The organism is Rhodanobacter thiooxydans LCS2, from assembly GCF_000264375.1.
Taxonomy (GTDB): domain Bacteria; phylum Pseudomonadota; class Gammaproteobacteria; order Xanthomonadales; family Rhodanobacteraceae; genus Rhodanobacter; species Rhodanobacter thiooxydans.
In genome coordinates this window covers 1-14,830 of the sequence record NZ_AJXW01000021.1, presented here as the reverse complement: position 1 = coordinate 14,830, position 14,830 = coordinate 1, and the positions used below count along the sequence as shown (strand labels likewise).

Annotated in this window: 13 protein-coding genes and 2 pseudogenes; 6 read left to right on the top strand and 9 right to left on the bottom strand. The window is 65.9% G+C overall.

The window, feature by feature from the left end:
• From UUA_RS19260 to UUA_RS05185, 3 genes and pseudogenes are all read left to right on the top strand, one after another.
• Positions 1–507, top strand: a pseudogene (locus UUA_RS19260) (hypothetical protein); the annotation flags it as partial.
• Complete coding sequence (locus UUA_RS05190) at positions 504–1,109, top strand: IMPACT family protein (protein ID WP_008434855.1); 606 nt, start codon at positions 504–506, stop codon at positions 1,107–1,109. The pseudogene UUA_RS19260 and the gene UUA_RS05190, both read left to right, overlap by 4 nt.
• 181 nt (positions 1,110–1,290) lie before the next feature.
• Positions 1,291–3,063 (top strand): ABC transporter transmembrane domain-containing protein, encoded by a 1,773-nt coding sequence (locus UUA_RS05185; protein WP_008434853.1) that lies wholly within the window; start codon positions 1,291–1,293, stop codon positions 3,061–3,063.
• Between the two features lie 179 nt (positions 3,064–3,242).
• On the opposite strand, the pseudogene UUA_RS19255 reads toward UUA_RS05185, so the two are convergent.
• The 6 genes and pseudogenes from UUA_RS19255 to UUA_RS05160 form a co-directional block, all read right to left on the bottom strand.
• Positions 3,243–3,450, bottom strand: a pseudogene (locus tag UUA_RS19255) (NAD(P)-dependent alcohol dehydrogenase); the annotation flags it as partial.
• 117 nt (positions 3,451–3,567) lie between these two features.
• Positions 3,568–4,476: a DUF5996 family protein gene (locus UUA_RS05180; protein ID WP_008434849.1), complete on the bottom strand. Its 909-nt coding sequence runs from the start codon at positions 4,474–4,476 to the stop codon at positions 3,568–3,570.
• A 431-nt stretch (positions 4,477–4,907) separates the two neighbouring features.
• Positions 4,908–5,972, bottom strand: coding sequence for an NAD(P)-dependent alcohol dehydrogenase (locus tag UUA_RS05175; RefSeq protein ID WP_008434848.1), 1,065 nt, complete (start codon positions 5,970–5,972; stop codon positions 4,908–4,910).
• Positions 5,973–6,162: 190 nt separating this feature from the next.
• On the bottom strand, positions 6,163–7,368 hold the full coding sequence (locus UUA_RS05170; RefSeq protein ID WP_008434846.1) for a serine hydrolase domain-containing protein: 1,206 nt from the start codon (positions 7,366–7,368) through the stop codon (positions 6,163–6,165).
• 300 nt (positions 7,369–7,668) lie between these two features.
• Positions 7,669–8,670, bottom strand: a complete 1,002-nt coding sequence (locus UUA_RS05165) for a GlxA family transcriptional regulator (protein ID WP_235605852.1) — start codon at positions 8,668–8,670, stop codon at positions 7,669–7,671.
• Positions 8,618–9,166 (bottom strand): cysteine hydrolase family protein, encoded by a 549-nt coding sequence (locus UUA_RS05160; RefSeq protein ID WP_008434843.1) that lies wholly within the window; start codon positions 9,164–9,166, stop codon positions 8,618–8,620. Before UUA_RS05160 ends, UUA_RS05165 begins: the two co-directional genes overlap by 53 nt.
• Positions 9,167–9,325: 159 nt before the next feature.
• Between UUA_RS05160 and UUA_RS05155 the strand changes: the two genes are divergently transcribed.
• Positions 9,326–9,817, top strand: a complete 492-nt coding sequence (locus tag UUA_RS05155; protein WP_008434841.1) for a GNAT family N-acetyltransferase — start codon at positions 9,326–9,328, stop codon at positions 9,815–9,817.
• A gap of 150 nt (positions 9,818–9,967) precedes the next feature.
• Here UUA_RS05155 and UUA_RS19250 read toward each other — a convergent pair whose 3' ends face one another.
• On the bottom strand, positions 9,968–10,132 hold the full coding sequence (locus tag UUA_RS19250; protein WP_155943235.1) for a hypothetical protein: 165 nt from the start codon (positions 10,130–10,132) through the stop codon (positions 9,968–9,970).
• 161 nt (positions 10,133–10,293) lie between these two features.
• Positions 10,294–10,734, bottom strand: coding sequence for a hypothetical protein (locus UUA_RS05150; RefSeq protein WP_008434840.1), 441 nt, complete (start codon positions 10,732–10,734; stop codon positions 10,294–10,296).
• 51 nt (positions 10,735–10,785) lie between these two features.
• Between UUA_RS05150 and UUA_RS05145 the strand changes: the two genes are divergently transcribed.
• Both UUA_RS05145 and UUA_RS18745 read left to right on the top strand, forming a co-directional pair.
• Positions 10,786–12,543 carry an Eco57I restriction-modification methylase domain-containing protein gene (locus tag UUA_RS05145; protein WP_008434838.1) on the top strand — a complete coding sequence of 586 codons (1,758 nt, stop codon included), beginning with the start codon at positions 10,786–10,788 and terminating at the stop codon, positions 12,541–12,543.
• Positions 12,540–13,325 carry a PaeR7I family type II restriction endonuclease gene (locus UUA_RS18745; protein WP_008434836.1) on the top strand — a complete coding sequence of 262 codons (786 nt, stop codon included), beginning with the start codon at positions 12,540–12,542 and terminating at the stop codon, positions 13,323–13,325. Before UUA_RS05145 ends, UUA_RS18745 begins: the two co-directional genes overlap by 4 nt.
• 119 nt (positions 13,326–13,444) lie before the next feature.
• Here UUA_RS18745 and fabV read toward each other — a convergent pair whose 3' ends face one another.
• A complete protein-coding gene (fabV, locus tag UUA_RS05140; protein WP_008434834.1) occupies positions 13,445–14,647 on the bottom strand; it encodes an enoyl-ACP reductase FabV in 1,203 nt (400 codons plus the stop codon).
• Positions 14,648–14,830: the final 183 nt, after the last annotated feature.

The following is a 14,830-nucleotide window of genomic DNA, read 5'->3' as shown; positions in this document are numbered from 1 at the left end:
GTACCGACAGTGGACCGGCAGGCGGCTGGCATCGCCGGCACGACGGCGGCCGCGAAAGCTGCGCCCCTGCCCTCGCCACAGGCGCCAATGCAAGCGCGGGCTGACACCACGGCCGCCCGCGCGGCAGTACCCGCGCCGACGGCGCAGTCGATGAGCCGTCCATCGCAGATCACCGCACAATCGTCGCCGGTCGCGCCACCAGCCGTCGCAGAGCTATCGGCGCAAGCCATCGCCCCTCCTCCGCCCGCGCTAGCGGGCGCGCCCACACCACCGGCTGCACCCGCGCCACCGGCCGAAGCCGCGCCGGCCACCGCGCCGATGGTTTTCAATGCCGCCGCGGAGGCGCAGGGCGACAGCCCTGCGCAGGATCGTGAGCTGGTGGCCATCCGCCAGCTGTTCGCCGGGCATCACGACGAGGAAGCGCAGCAGCGGCTGGAAAACTTCCGCCGCAACCATCCGCAACGGGAACTGCCCGAGGATTTGCGCGTGCGCCTGCGCCAGCCATGAGCGATCCGCTGTCCACACTGGCCCAGCGCTGCCGGCACCACGAAGAGATCCGCAAGAGCCGCTTCCTCGCCATCGCCGCGCCGGTGGACTCGGCCGAGCAGGCCATGGCCTTCCTGCGCGAAGCGAGCGACCCCGCCGCCACCCACAACTGCTGGGCGTACCGCATTGGCCAGGACTACCGCTTCAACGACGACGGCGAACCCGGCGGCACCGCCGGCCGGCCGATCCTGCAGGCGATCGAAGGCCAGGGCATGGACCGCGTCGCGGTGCTGGTGACGCGCTGGTTCGGCGGCATCAAGCTCGGCGCCGGCGGCCTGGTGCGCGCCTACGGCGGCACCGCGGCCGAATGCCTGCGCCGTGCGGAGCGTGTGCCTATCGTGGCGATGGCGCGGCTGGGTTTGCGCTGCGACTTTGCCGCGCTGGCGCTGCTCAAGGCACGCCTGAAGGACTTGCACGCCGTGATCGAGTCCGAGCAGTTCGACGCCGATGGCGTCGCGCTGCAACTGCAACTGCCGGAGGTTGGCGTGGACGAGCTGACGCTGCTGGTGCGCGACCTCACCCGCGGTCGCAGCGAGCCGCACCGCATCGGCCCGCAGGCGTAGGAGCCCGCTCGCGGGCGATGCTTTTGCTTTTGCGAATCCCGAATCCCGAATCCCGAATCCCGAATCCCGGCTTTCAAGCATCGCCCGCGAGCGGGCTCCTACAAAATCCTGGGGCGTCGATTGAATCGACGAGGGGTTGCCCCAACCCAGTGACGAGCAAACGCTTTCCTTGCGAGCCTCCATGAGCCCAACCTCGGCTGCCACGCCCCGCCCTTCCCGCCGCCTCGGCGCGCTGCGCGAGCTCTGGCCGTTCCTGAAGCCGCACCGTGCGCTCGCGCTTGGCTGGCTGCTGTTCCTGGCGTTGTCATCCGGCGCCTCGCTGGTGCTGCCGCTGGCGTTCCGCCACATCATCGACCAGGGTTTCGGCCACTCCAGCAACACCGTCATCAACCAGACCTTCATCGCCCTGTTCGGCGTGGCGCTGGTGCTGGCCTTCGCCACCGCCGCGCGCTACTTCTGCATCACCCTGCTCAGCGAGCGGGCGCTAGCCTCGCTGCGGCAGACGCTGTACGCGCACGTGATCCGGCTCGACGTGGGCTTCTTCGAGAAGAGCCGCGTGGGCGAGCTGCTGTCGCGGCTGAGCGCCGACACCGAGGTGGTGCAGGCGCTGATCGGCTCGGGCGTGTCGGTGGCGCTGCGCAGCGCGGTGATGCTGGTGGGCGCGGCGGTGGCGATGGTGTGGACCGCGCCGTCGCTGGCCGGCCTCACCGCGCTGGTGATCCCGGCGGTGATGCTGCCGATCCTGGTGTTCGGCCGCCGCGTGCAGAAGTTGTCGCGGGCCAGCCAGGACCGCCTCGCCGACGCCGCCGCGATCGCCAACGAGACGCTCAACGCCTCCACCGCAGTGAAGGCGTATGCGCGCGAGGACATCGAGAGCACCCGCTACGGCGGTGCGATCACCCGCGCACTGGCCACCGCACGCCGGCGCATCGGCATGCGCTCGCTGCTCACCATGGCGGTGATCGTGCTGGTGTTCGGCGCGATCACCCTGGTGCTGTGGGCCGGCGCACGCCACGTGCTGGCCGGCACGTTGGGCGCCGGCGTGCTGGGCCAGTTCGTGCTGTACGCGGTGTTCGCCGCCGGCTCGGTGGCGGGTCTGTCCGAGGTGTGGGGCGACGTGCTGCGCGCGGCCGGCGCGATGGAGCGCATCGGCGAACTACTGGGCGAACGCGCCGACATCGTCGACCCGTCGCAGCCGCGCGCGCTGCCGCAACCGATGCGCAGCGAGCTGCGCTTCGACGGCGTGACCTTCCACTACCCCACCCGACCCGACACGGCGGCGCTGCACGACTTCACCCTGACCGTCCACCCCGGCGAAACGGTGGCCCTCGTCGGCCCTTCCGGTGCCGGCAAGAGCACGGTGTTCTCCCTGCTGCTGCGCTTCTACGACCCGCAGAGCGGCAGCATCCGCATCGACGGCGTCGACCTGCGCGAAACCACCCTGGCCGGCCTGCGCGGCGCGATTGCGCTGGTGCCGCAGGAAACCGTGATCTTCGCCGGCAGCGCCGCGGACAACATCCGCTTCGGCCGCCAGGACGCCGGCGACGATGAGGTGCGCGAGGCCGCCCGTGCCGCCGAGGCGCACGAGTTCATCGGCGCGCTGGACCACGGCTACGACGCCGAACTGGGCGAGCGCGGCGTACGCCTGTCCGGCGGGCAGCGCCAGCGCATCGCGATCGCCCGCGCGATCCTGCGCGACGCGCCGCTGCTGTTGCTCGACGAAGCGACTTCGGCGCTGGACGCGCAGTCCGAGGCGGCGATCCAGCAGGCGCTGGCGCGGCTGGAACAGGGCCGCACCACGCTGGTGATCGCCCACCGCCTCGCCACCGTGCAGCGCGCCGACCGCATCGTGGTGATGGACGGCGGTCGCATCGTGGCGCAGGGCACGCATGAGAGTTTGCTGGCCGAGGGCGGGCTGTACGCGGAGCTGGCAAGGTTGCAGTTCGTGGCCTGAGGGCTTTCCTCCTCCCCCTGCTTGCCCCAAAAGGGACTTCCTTCGGTTGCAGCGGGAGGGCGGCGACCGCAGGGAGTTCCTTCAGGGGAGGGGGTGAAGCTTTTGGCTTTGCGCCTCGGCTTGACGAAGAGCACCCCTCCCCACCCTCCCCTGCTGCACAGGGGAGAGCGACGACGGGATCAGCCGGCCAACGGGCTGTTGTCGATCACGAAGCGATGCTTCACGTCGCTCCTCGCCATGCAGTCGTAGGCCTTGTCGATCTGCTGTGCCGTAATCATCTCGATGTTGGCGACGATGCCCTTCTCCGCAGAAATCCAGCATTTCCTGGGCTTCGGCCATGCCGCCAACCAGCGAGCCGGCGATCGCGCAGCGCTTGAGGATCAGGTTGAGGTCGAAGCTTCCCGCGGGCGCCGTCGTCTCGCCCTCGTTGCGCGAGACCACCACGTACGCGCCCATCGCGCGCCAAACGCCAGCGCACGCCAAGGGCGCCGGCGGGGGCCGCATTCACGCGCTGGCCTGCCGGTCCAGCGCGCCACGATCCCAGTGCGCCAGATCGGCGGCACACTCGTAGGTGCTGCGCATGAACGCATGGATCATCGCGTCCGGCGCATCCGCCTGGCGCACTGCCTCGTACGGCAGGATGAATTCACCGAACTCGCGGTGGTAGTACGCCGCCTCCGGTCGCACGGACGCCTCCTTGAAACCCGCCGGTTCCGGCGCGGCATACGCATAGAACGCCGGCTGCAGCAGCGGTCCGCTGCCCGGCCAGAAGCCATGGCTGATGACTTCGTGCGAATACGCCTCGCGCTCGAACGCCGGACCGTTGCGTGGCGGCGCGCGTCGACCGGAAAAGCGCGTCACTGCCAGGTCGAAACTGCCCCAGAAGAAATTCACCGGACTGCTCTTGCCGACGAACTCGCACCGCGACTCGGTAAACACGCGCTCTACCTGCACCAGGATGCGCCAGAAGCGATTGGCGTAGTCGGGATCGTAGCTGTGGTGTTCCGTATCGCGATCCAGCCGGATCGGTTGCGGCAATTCCGTCGACAGGGGATGGATCTTCACTGCCAGTTGCATGGCAGCCAGCGTCTCCAGCAACTCGCGATAAAAATCGGCAACGCTGCGCGGTCGCAATGCCAGGGTACGCATGGCGCCATCCGACGCGCCGATCACCAGCTGGTGATCGATGAAATCGAACTGGATGGTGAAGGTGCGCTCACCGTGCGGCAGCGGCTGTGTGGTCAAGCCGCGCGCGTTGACCCGCAGCGCGACACCCCAGCAATGATTGAGCGGTGGCGCCTGCGCCAATGCGATCTTGCCGACCACCTGCGTCCACAGGTGCAGCGTCGCGTAGATGTCCTTCCACTCGTCATACGGCAGTGCTGGCCAGCAGGTACCGATAGTCGTCGTCATGGTCGCAACCTCCTGATGACATGGGTTCAGCATGATCTAGCACACCCAAGGTGCAGGAACGGTTTCGCACCCTGGCAGGGAAGGCCTGAGCGAGCCGTCATCCCAGCGAAAGCTCACCGTGGTTCGGAATGAATCCATACCCTGCGCCCCGGGGTCCTCATTCCTGCAACCCTCCCGGCCGTCATTCCTGCGAAGGCCGGACAACACTCGCGTTGCTCGCTTTTGTCCTGCCTTCGCAGGAATGACGATAAGGCAAGCGGAGATTTCGAGTCGAGGCTGCGGGTGCCAACCGCCCAACACTGTGCCGCAACTCTTCCACCTCTCTTCAGCGAAATTATTCCGGACAGCAATGCGTGAAAGCCGGGATGACGAGCAAGGACTTGATCAGGGTATCCCTGCCACCGATCACCCGGCGTCGTTCAGTGCAGGTCCTAGCCGCAGGCCTGGTTGGCCAGCGTCGCGTTGTCGATCACGAAGCGGTACTTCACGTCGCTCTTAACCATGCGGTCGTAGGCCTCGTCGATCTGCTGCATCGGGATCATCTCGATGTCGGCGACGATGCCCTTGTCCGCACAGAAATCCAGCATCTCCTGCGTCTCGACGATGCCGCCAATCAGCGAGCCGGCGATCGCCCGGCGCTTGAAGATCAGGTTGGCGATGCTCGGCGTCGGGTGCGGGTGCTCCGGCACGCCGACCAGCACCAGGGTGCCGTCGCGCTTGAGCAGCGCGGTGTACGCATCCAGCGAGTGGCTGGCGGCCACGGTGTTGAGGATGAGGTCGAAGCTGCCGGCGTGCGCCTTCATCTCGCCTTCGTTGCGCGACACCACCACCTCATCCGCGCCCAGGTCCAGCGCCGCCTGGCGCTTGTTCTCCGAGCTGGTGAACGCCACCACCTGCGCACCCAGCGCATGCGCAAGCTTCACCCCCATGTGGCCCAGGCCGCCGATGCCGACCACGCCGACCTTGCTGCCGGGGCCCACCTTCCAGTGCCGCAGCGGCGACCAGGTGGTGATGCCGGCGCACAGCAGCGGCGCCACCGCGGCGAGTTGCGCTTCGGGATGGCGGATCTTCAGCACGAATTTCTCGTCGACCACGATGCGCTGCGAGTAGCCGCCCAGCGTGTGGCCGGGCGCATCCTTCGTCGCGCCGTTGTAGGTGCCGGTGAAACCGTTCTCGCAGTACTGCTCCAGCCCTTCGGCGCAGGACGCGCAATGCTGGCAGCTGTCCACCATGCAGCCCACGCCCACGGTGTCGCCGGCCTTGAAGCCGGTCACCGCGCTGCCCACGGCGCTGACGTGGCCCACGATCTCGTGGCCGGGTACGCAGGGAAACAGCGTGCCGCCCCACTCGGAACGCACCGTATGCAGGTCGGAATGGCAGACACCGCAATAAGCAATGTCGATCTGCACGTCCTGCGGGCCGGGCGCGCGACGCTCGATGTCGATCGGCTGCAGCGGCTTGTCGGCGGCGTGCGCGCCGTAGGCTTTGGTGGTCATGGGGTTTTCCTCGGGCCGGGGGAAGGCAATGCAAGCAAGGGATGGGGTCAGGGCGCCGGACCCACAAGGTATTCCCGCTCGGTTGCCTTCTCCATCCAATCGACCACCCGGCACGGGGCGACTGACGAAAACGCCCAGTGGATCACGCCGGCGACTGCCTTTGCTCCCTGCTCCCGGCATATCGCCTGGTTCAGTGCGCCCGCGGTTCCGGCTCCACATCCACCGCCCGCTTGACCGCGGCAACGAAGGCGCGCCGCGCGGCGACCAGCGCAGGGGACGTCGCCTGCGGCCACGCGCCGACCTGGGCGATCACCAGCTGACGTGCGGGGTCGACGTAGACCATCTGGCCGAAGATGCCGATCGCCGCGTAGCTGCCGTCGGTGTCGGTCCACCACAGGTAGCCGTAGCCGCGCTCCGGTTCGTCCACGGCGGTCTGGCGGCGCACCGCGCCCTTGAGCCAGGCCGCGGCGATCACCGGCTTGCCGTCGACGCGGCCGCCGTCGAGCATGAACTGCCCCAGCCGCGCGTAGTCGCCAAGCGTGGCCGACAGCCCGCTGCCGCCGGTGTCGCTGCCATCGCACTCGTCCTTGATCCAGTACGCGTCGGCAGCCATGCCGTACGGTTTCCAGATGGCCTGCGACAGGTAGGCCGCCAGCGAGCGGTGCGTGGCCCGCTGCACCAGGATGCCGAGCAGGTCGGTTTCCGCGGTGTTGTAGTTGAAGTGCGTGCCGGCCGGCCACTGCCGCGGCTGCTTCGCCAGGTAGGTCAGGATATGCGCGCGGCCACCGACGCAGGCGCCGCGGTACATCTGCGCCACATCCGAGTTGGCGTCGGCGTAATCCTCGTTCCAGTACACACCGGAGGTCATCGTCAGCAATTGCTGCACGGTGACCTCGGCATAGGCGCTGTCGCGCAGCTCCGGAATATAGCTGCCCAGCGTGTCGTCCATGCTGCGGATATAGCCCTGCTGCAGCGCGATGCCGAGCAAGGTGGAGGTGACCGATTTGGCCACCGAGAACGACTCCCAGCGCTGCGTCGGCCCGAAGCCCAGCGCGTAGTGCTGCAGGCGCACGCGCCCATGCTGCAGCACCATCACGCCGGCAAGGTGGTGGTCGTCCATGTAGCCGGCCAGCCATGCCGACACGTCCTTGCCCGGCATGGCCAGCGGCCGGCCCTGCGGCAGCGCGTGGACCTGCGTGCCATGCGCGGCGCGGTCGCTGGGAAACCGCTCGTACATCTTGCGGAACTGCGCCTCGCGCTGCGCCTGCGGCCAGAACAGCACGGCCTCGCGTTGCTGGCCGATGGTCGGGACGGGCTGTTCGCTAGCCGCCAGCGGCAACGCGGCGATCAGGCACAATGCAGCAACGAGTAGGCGGGTGCAGAGGTTCGAGCGCATCACAGGCGTGCCTGGTATAGTGGCGAAGCGGCCATTTTAACGAGCTGAGCCGGGATGGACTGCGGTCGATCCTCGGGATGATCCACAAGCGGGCACCACGGCGGCTTCGATCCTCCAAAGAAAGTCCCGCCATGCGGGACTTTCTTTCCAGCCGTTGCCGGAAGCGAGCGCTCAGGCGGCAGCCGGTTCGGTCGAGACAACAGGCGCCACAGGCGGGCGCCAGCCGCGAGCGAAGCGGGTGGCGAGCATCCTGCGCAGCTCGTCCATGCCCTGCCCCGCGCCGGCAACGCTGAAGGGCTTTCAGTGCCGCCGGCGCGCCGAGGCAGGGCTGTCGTCGGCGTGCGCCGACCACAAGCGACGCAGCTGGCGCGCCGAACCCAGTCCGGCGCGTTCGGCAGCACGTTCCACGCTGTCACCGCTGGCGAGGGCCTGGCGGGCAAGCGCCAGTCGCAGGCGGGCGTGGTAGTGGTTGATCGACATGCCGCTGGCCTCGCGGAAATGGCGGGTAAGGCTGCGCACGCTCATGTGCCCGATGCCGGCCAGGCGCGCCAGTGGCCAGTCCTGATCGGGCGCGCGTGCCAGCGCATCCTGCACGCGATGGATGGCCACGCTCATGTGGTTGCGCCCTTCCAGCCACGGCGACAGCGCCGGATCGCCGGACGCCCGTCGCATGTAGACGGCCATCTCGCGCGCGACGGCGGCGGCCAACCATGGCGAGCCGAGCCGGGCAATCAGATGCAAGGCCAGATCGATGCCAGCCGTGATGCCGGCGCTGGTGCACACCTCGCCGTCCTCGACGAACACGCGGCTGTCCAGCACCTCGGCGCTGGGCGCCAGCCGGCGCAGCGTGTCGAGCAGGCTGTGGTGGGTGGTGCAGCGTCGGCCATCCAGCAAGCCAGCGGCGCCGGCCATCAATGCGCCGGAACAAACGCAGGCCAACGGCTGGCCGTTGCCGCCATGCCGCCGCAGCCACTCGACCAGGGCCTTGCTGGCAGGCGACGACAACACCGCGTCACCGTTGCCGGTGGCGCCGCAAACCACGATCAACGTGTGCTTGTCGAGTCGGGCTGGCAACGGCTCGACGCCGGTGAGGCCCACGCCCAGCGCGGTCGAAGCTCTCTCGCCACGCTGCAGAGGTGCCACCATCCGCAGCCGCACCGGCAACCCCATCGACGCCGCGATCCTGAAGGCATCGGCCGCGCCGGCAAGATCCAGCAGGATCAGCGCCGGCGGCAGCACGAAGCACACCTCAGTGATCGGCGAGGACGTCATCGACGGTGCGAATGCGGGCAAAACGGCCATCCAGAACCAGTTCCGTGCGCTGCTTGATGTCCTGCGCATCGTAGCGAGTTCCACTGCCGGCATGGACCATCGGGAACGTCAGCGTCGCCTCGGTCACGTAGTCGACGGCGAAGCCGAGATCCGACGCCACGCGCGCCGTGGTCTCGCAGCACTGTTCCGTGCGGATGCCGCTGACGATGACCCGCTCGACGCCGCGCCCGCGCAACCAGGCCTGCAGACCGGTATCGGTGAAAGCGTTGTGGACGCGCTTGTGGAATACCACGTCATGCGCCTCGGGCACCCACGCCATCGGTCGCACCAGGCCGGACGCCGCGCCGAAATGCCCGTCGTTCTCCTCGTGCAGAATCCGCACGATCGGCCGGCCACGCGCCGCCGCCGCATCGAGCAGCCTGACCAGGTTTTTGCGGAAAGCCGGCACGTCGTCCTCGCGCCAGTACGGCGCATGCAGGAACGACTGCTGGACATCGATGACCAGCACGGCAGGCAGCTTGGACATGGGGCAACTCCATCGGTAAAGGAGTTGCCACTGTAGGCAGCGCATGGACGGCCAACGAGCACCATGGCGGACCACGAGCGGACGGATCGGGCCAGTTCGCCGGTCACTTCGCCCCGGCAACGGTTAGGATACTTTCCACCCTGTAAAGCCGTGAGCACCATGAGCGACGTCCTTGCCATCCGCGAGTTCAGCGACGAACTCGCCGTGCACTTCCGAGACATCAATGCGGAATGGATCAACGCCATGTTCCGCCTTGAAGAAACCGATCGGGACGTGCTGGAGAACCCGCGCGCGAGGATCATCGACGCGGGTGGCGTCATTCTCTTCGTCGAGGCCGGCGGGCTCGGGATCGTCGGCGCATGCGCCCTTCAGAAGACGGGGGCCACCAGCTACGAGCTCACCAAGATGGGTGTGCGCGAATCGGCACGCGGCATGAAGGTCGGAGAGTGCCTGCTCGCCGCGATTATCGAGCGGGCAAGCTCGCTGGGCGCCGAGCCGCTGTACCTGCTCACCAACGCCAGATGCGCCGCTGCCATTCATCTGTACGAGAAGCTCGGCTTCCGGCACGACGCCGAAATCATGGCCCGCTATGGCGCACGCTATGAAAGGTGCGACGTGGCCATGCGCTATCACGCGGAAGCCTTGCCGTAGTGCGTCGCGGGCTTCCGGTGTTTCCTGGCCCAACGTACCGTGGGTCATCCGGGGCCGGAGGTGCTGCAGCCATGCCTGGCGGCGCTGGACATCCGCGGGGCGAAGAAGAATGAGGCGGCGTCTTGTCGCCATTCTCCGAAACTGCCCGGATCAATCCAGCAAGGTCAGCATCGCCTCGTAGCGTTTGTCCGCGGGATCTCGCACGTTGGACTCCATCTGTCGCAGCCACGCAAGCGTGCGTCTGGCCTGCTCGCGCTGCGCCTTTTGCGACAGGTCGAAGGTGACCGAGTCGGACACCTGCTGCAACAGCATCACGAAATCACATGGTGCGCGGCAGGGCTGCACGAGGCCGACGATCTGGAAGCAGATGTCCTGGGCCTGCGACTTGATCGGCGCGCGGCAAGAGCTATTGACGCGCGGCCAAAAAAAGCCCCGCGACGCGGGGCTCTGCAGCGTGTTGCCGATGCGGCCGACGATCAGGCCGCCGCGGGCTCGGCCGGGGTGACCGGCGTCGAAGGCGGGCGCGGGCCACGGGCGAAGCGGGTGGCGAGCATCCTGCGCAGCTCGTCCACGCCCTGCCCCTTGCCGGTGACCTTGAGCACGGCGTAACCCTCCAGCGCATTGGTCATCAGGTCGCTGCCCACCGCCATCTGCGTGTCGTCCCCGCGCTGGCTCAGCTTGGACAGGCGCGCCAGGCGCGGACGCAGCGCATCCAGCGTGGCCAGGTCGCGGCGATAGGCCGCGAGGTCGAAATTGGCCGGCAGGATGGCGAGGTTCTCGCCGAACACCGCATCCGCCTTGCGGCAGAACGCCTCGGACTTGTCGCCCATCTTGGTGAGTTGCTGGCGCTGATCCGGCGTCAGCGCCAGCAGACCGGCTGGACCGGTTTCCAGACTGCCTGCCTTCCGTCGCCTCAAGCTCCATGATCGCGCTGGACACCCCCCGGCCACCCCGGCACCATGGCATCCATGAATCTTTCGCTGGACTTGTTCGATCACTCCGAAAGGGCGCCTGAAATCGAGGCAGCCATTTCGCGCATGGCCCTGCATGATGAGGCCGAACGCGGAGCCATATTCACGCGCCCCGAAGTAGTCGATGCGATTCTTGATCTTTCCGGTTATCGGGCAGATCGCTCCTTGCATAGGATGCGGCTGCTAGAACCTTCCTTCGGTGCAGGTGACTTTCTGCTCCGTGCTGCACAACGTCTGTGGTCGTCTTTTGTACGCGACGGTGGCGGCCCGGCGACGGCGGTAGATGGGCTGCGCAAGGCCATCACGGCCGTGGAGTTGCATCCCGAAACTTTCGACCTGACTGCTCGGAGGCTGCACGAGCAGCTCACGCAGCAAGGCATTTGCCCGGCAGATGCTGACACTTTGTGCCAGGCGTGGCTGATTCGCGACGATTTCCTGCTGACGCGATTGGAAGGGCGATTCGATTTCGCCATCGGCAACCCGCCTTACGTCCGTCAGGAACGCATTCCCGCCACGCTACTGAACGAGTATCGGCGACGTTTCCGCACTCTCTACGACCGCGCCGATTTGTATGTGCCATTTTTTGAGCGCGCGCTGGACCTGCTGGGCGATGAGGGCGTGCTTGGTTACATCTGTGCCAATCGCTGGCTCAAGAATCGATATGGCGGCCCTCTCAGGGAAAAGGTCACGAATGGCTTCTGGCTGAAATACTTCATCGACATGGAAGGGGCAGACGCCTTTCATTCCGAAGTCATTGCATACCCTGCCATCACAATCTTCCAGCGAGTCGCCCAGGAGCTTGCGGTACGGGAACCCACCCGCGCCATCAGATTTGGCGTCCTCGCCGCACAGTCCTTGCCGGTACTGGTGGACTCGCTGCTCGATCCTTCGCACGACTCCGATGCCATTGCAAAATTCAAGCTGGATGCGATCGGCTCAGCCCCCCTGCTGCTCGACGACATTCCCCGGCTGGTTCTGCTTCGTCGCCTTGAGAGTACGTTTCCGACCCTTGAGCAGGCCAATTGCAAGGTTGGTATCGGTGTGGCGACCGGCTGCGATCGAGTATTCATCGGCGCTATGGATGACTTGCCTGTCGAACCAGCACGCAAGCTTCCCTTGGTGATGGCACGCGACTTGGTGGATGGCGGCATCCACTGGGGTGGCAAAGGTGTCTTGAACCCGTTTGAAGAGTCGGGACAGCTTGTCCCGCTCGACGCCTTCCCCCGGTTCAAACGCTATCTTCTTGAACACAGAGACGCCGTGGCGAATAGACACGTTGCCCAGCGCAATCCGGATGGTTGGTACCGCACCATCGACCGTATTCAAGCTGGCCTTCTGGAAACCCCCAAACTACTGGTGCCAGACATCAAGGGTGAAGGCGTATTCGTCATCGATGAAGGTCAGTATTACCCCCATCACAACCTCTACTTCATCACCTCGGACGAGTGGAATCTCCGTGCGTTGCAGACCGTGCTCCGCTCATCCCTTACGTTGATGGTGGTTGCGACTTATTGCACCCGCATGGCCGGCGGCTTCCTGAGATTCCAAGCTCAATATCTCCGCAGGATTCGCCTACCTCATTGGCGGAATGTTGACGAAAGCCTCCGCGAACGCCTGATTGCCGCTGCCACGACGAAGACCCAGGACGAAGTCGATAGTCAGGTATTCGAACTGTACGGATTGACTGAAGTGGAATCCCGACAGGTACGACAGATCGCCGATGCCACGCGCGTGGGAAAAGGAATGCTCCAGTGACTATCAGCCTGCTTCCACCATCGTTTGATGAACTCACCCAACAGGCCGTCCATACCTTTTGGCATTCGCGCAACAGTGGCATCGTCCATCCATCGCAGGAGAGTGGCCGCGCAGCGGTGGTCGGTGGCAAGAATATGGACGGTTTCGTTGAGATCGTCAGAGCCGTGGCCACGCACTGCGGTCTGACTGGCGACGCCGTTCATGTACGCAAGTCACAGGTGGTACTGCCGGGTTTCTTTCGGGCGACAAAGAACTGGGATGTGCTTGTCATCCATGAAAAACGGCTGCTTGGTGTTTTTGAATTCAAGTCGCAGGTCGGATCGTTCGGGAACAACTTCAACAATCGCAGCGAAGAAGTCATCGGATCAGCTGCGGATCTATGGGTCGCACATCACCACGGCGCCTACGGCGGTATACCGCGGAGCCGAAGCGACGTGCGGGACTATTCACCCGCACTCCTCAACCCGGTGATTCAATCCGATCCACGGCCTCCGTTTCTGGCTTGGCTGATGCTGCTCGAAGAATGCGATGCCTCCATGCGATCTGTTCGCTGTGATGAACCCCATTTCCCGGTGTTTGAGGAATTTCGCGACGCTTCCTATGCACGTCGGTACCAGATTCTCTGCGAACGCCTGGTCGAACGTCAGCTCTATAGCGCAGCGGCACTGGAACTGACTCCGACGGGAGAAGACAGTCACCGGGCGCTCTCGCCGGCGACGAGTATTCGCAATATGTTTTCTGAATTCGCTGGCCGCTTGCTTGCTTCCATGCAGGCCAGCTGAAGCAGTTGGTCGCTATCCCCCGCTCTGCTATCCACCCAGCGTGGAACCCTCAATGTTGCAGGAGCGCCTGAACACAAGTACATGTTCATGGTGGCCCTGCCATAGCGGCTCGCGTGCCATCAAAGCTCCACACAATCAAACCGCCGATCCGCCTCCACCTCGGCGTCGTAATCCACATCCTTCCGATCAAACCCGAACAGCGTCAGGAACTCGTGCTTGTAGCCGGCGTAGTCGGTGACTTCGCGCAGGTTCTCGGTGGTGACGGTGGGCCACAGGGTCTTGCAGGGTTCCTGCACGTCGTCGCGCAGTTCCCAGTCGTCCAGGCGGATGCGGCCTTCGTCGTCGGTGGGTGCGGCCGCGCCGTCGGCGCGGTAGAGGCGGTCGTGGAACAGGCGGTTGGCCTGCTCGATCGGGTTTTCGTGGATGCCCTTCTCCTTCATGATCTTGAAAGCGATGGAGACGTACAGCGGGATCACCGGGATGGCGGCGCTGGCCTGGGTGACCACGGACTTCATCACGCCGACGTAGGCCTCCAGCCCCGGGTGGCGGCTGCGCAGCTGTTTCGCCGTGTTGTCCAGGTGCTGCTTGGCCTGGCCGAGGGTGCCGTGCCAGTACATCGGCCAGGTGATCTCGGTGCCGATGTAGCTGTAGGCGATGGTCTTGGCGTTTTTCGCCAGCACGCCGGCCTGGTCCAGCGCGTCGATCCACAGCGCCCAGTCCTCGCCGCCCATCACGGTGACGGTGTCCTTGATTTCCTGCTCGGTGGCCGGTTCCACGGTGGCCTCGATCACCATGTCCTTGTTGGTGTCGACCGAGGTGTTGTGGAACGGCTCGCCGATGGTCTTGAGCGCCGAGCGCACCACTTCGCCGGTGTCGGGCAGCTTGCGCACCGGCGAGGCCAGCGAATAGACCACCAGGTCGATCGGGCCGCCCATTTCGTTCTTGATGATCTCGATGGCCTTGGCGCGGGTTTCGTGGGCAAACGCGTCGCCATTGATCGACTTGCTGTACAGGCCAGCGGCCTTGGCGGCCTTGTCGAACGCCGCGGCGTTGTACCAGCCGGCGGTGCCGGTCTTGTCGTGGCTGCTGGGCTTCTCGAAGAACACGCCGAGCGTGGCGGCGCCGTAGCCGAACGCGGCGGTGATGCGCGAGGCCAGACCGTAGCCGGTGGAGGCGCCGATCACCAGCACGCGCTTCGGCCCCTTGCCCCTGGCATGGCCGGCGGCCTCGGTGATCGCGATCTGGTCGAGCACGTTGCGCTCGCAACCGACCGGATGGGCGGTGACGCAGATGAAACCGCGGACTTTGGGCTTGATGATCACTCGATGGCTCCTGCTGTATTCGGATGCGGATGGGCAGTTCGTCATATTAACCAAGCGGGGCGGCCATGCGCTGCCGTAGGGAGCTTCGGAAGGGGTCCACCCTCGATCGTCATCCCGGCGCAGGCAGGGGTCGCATTGGCTGTTGCAAAGGATTCGCCGGACAACCTGCCTCGTTGCCGAAGT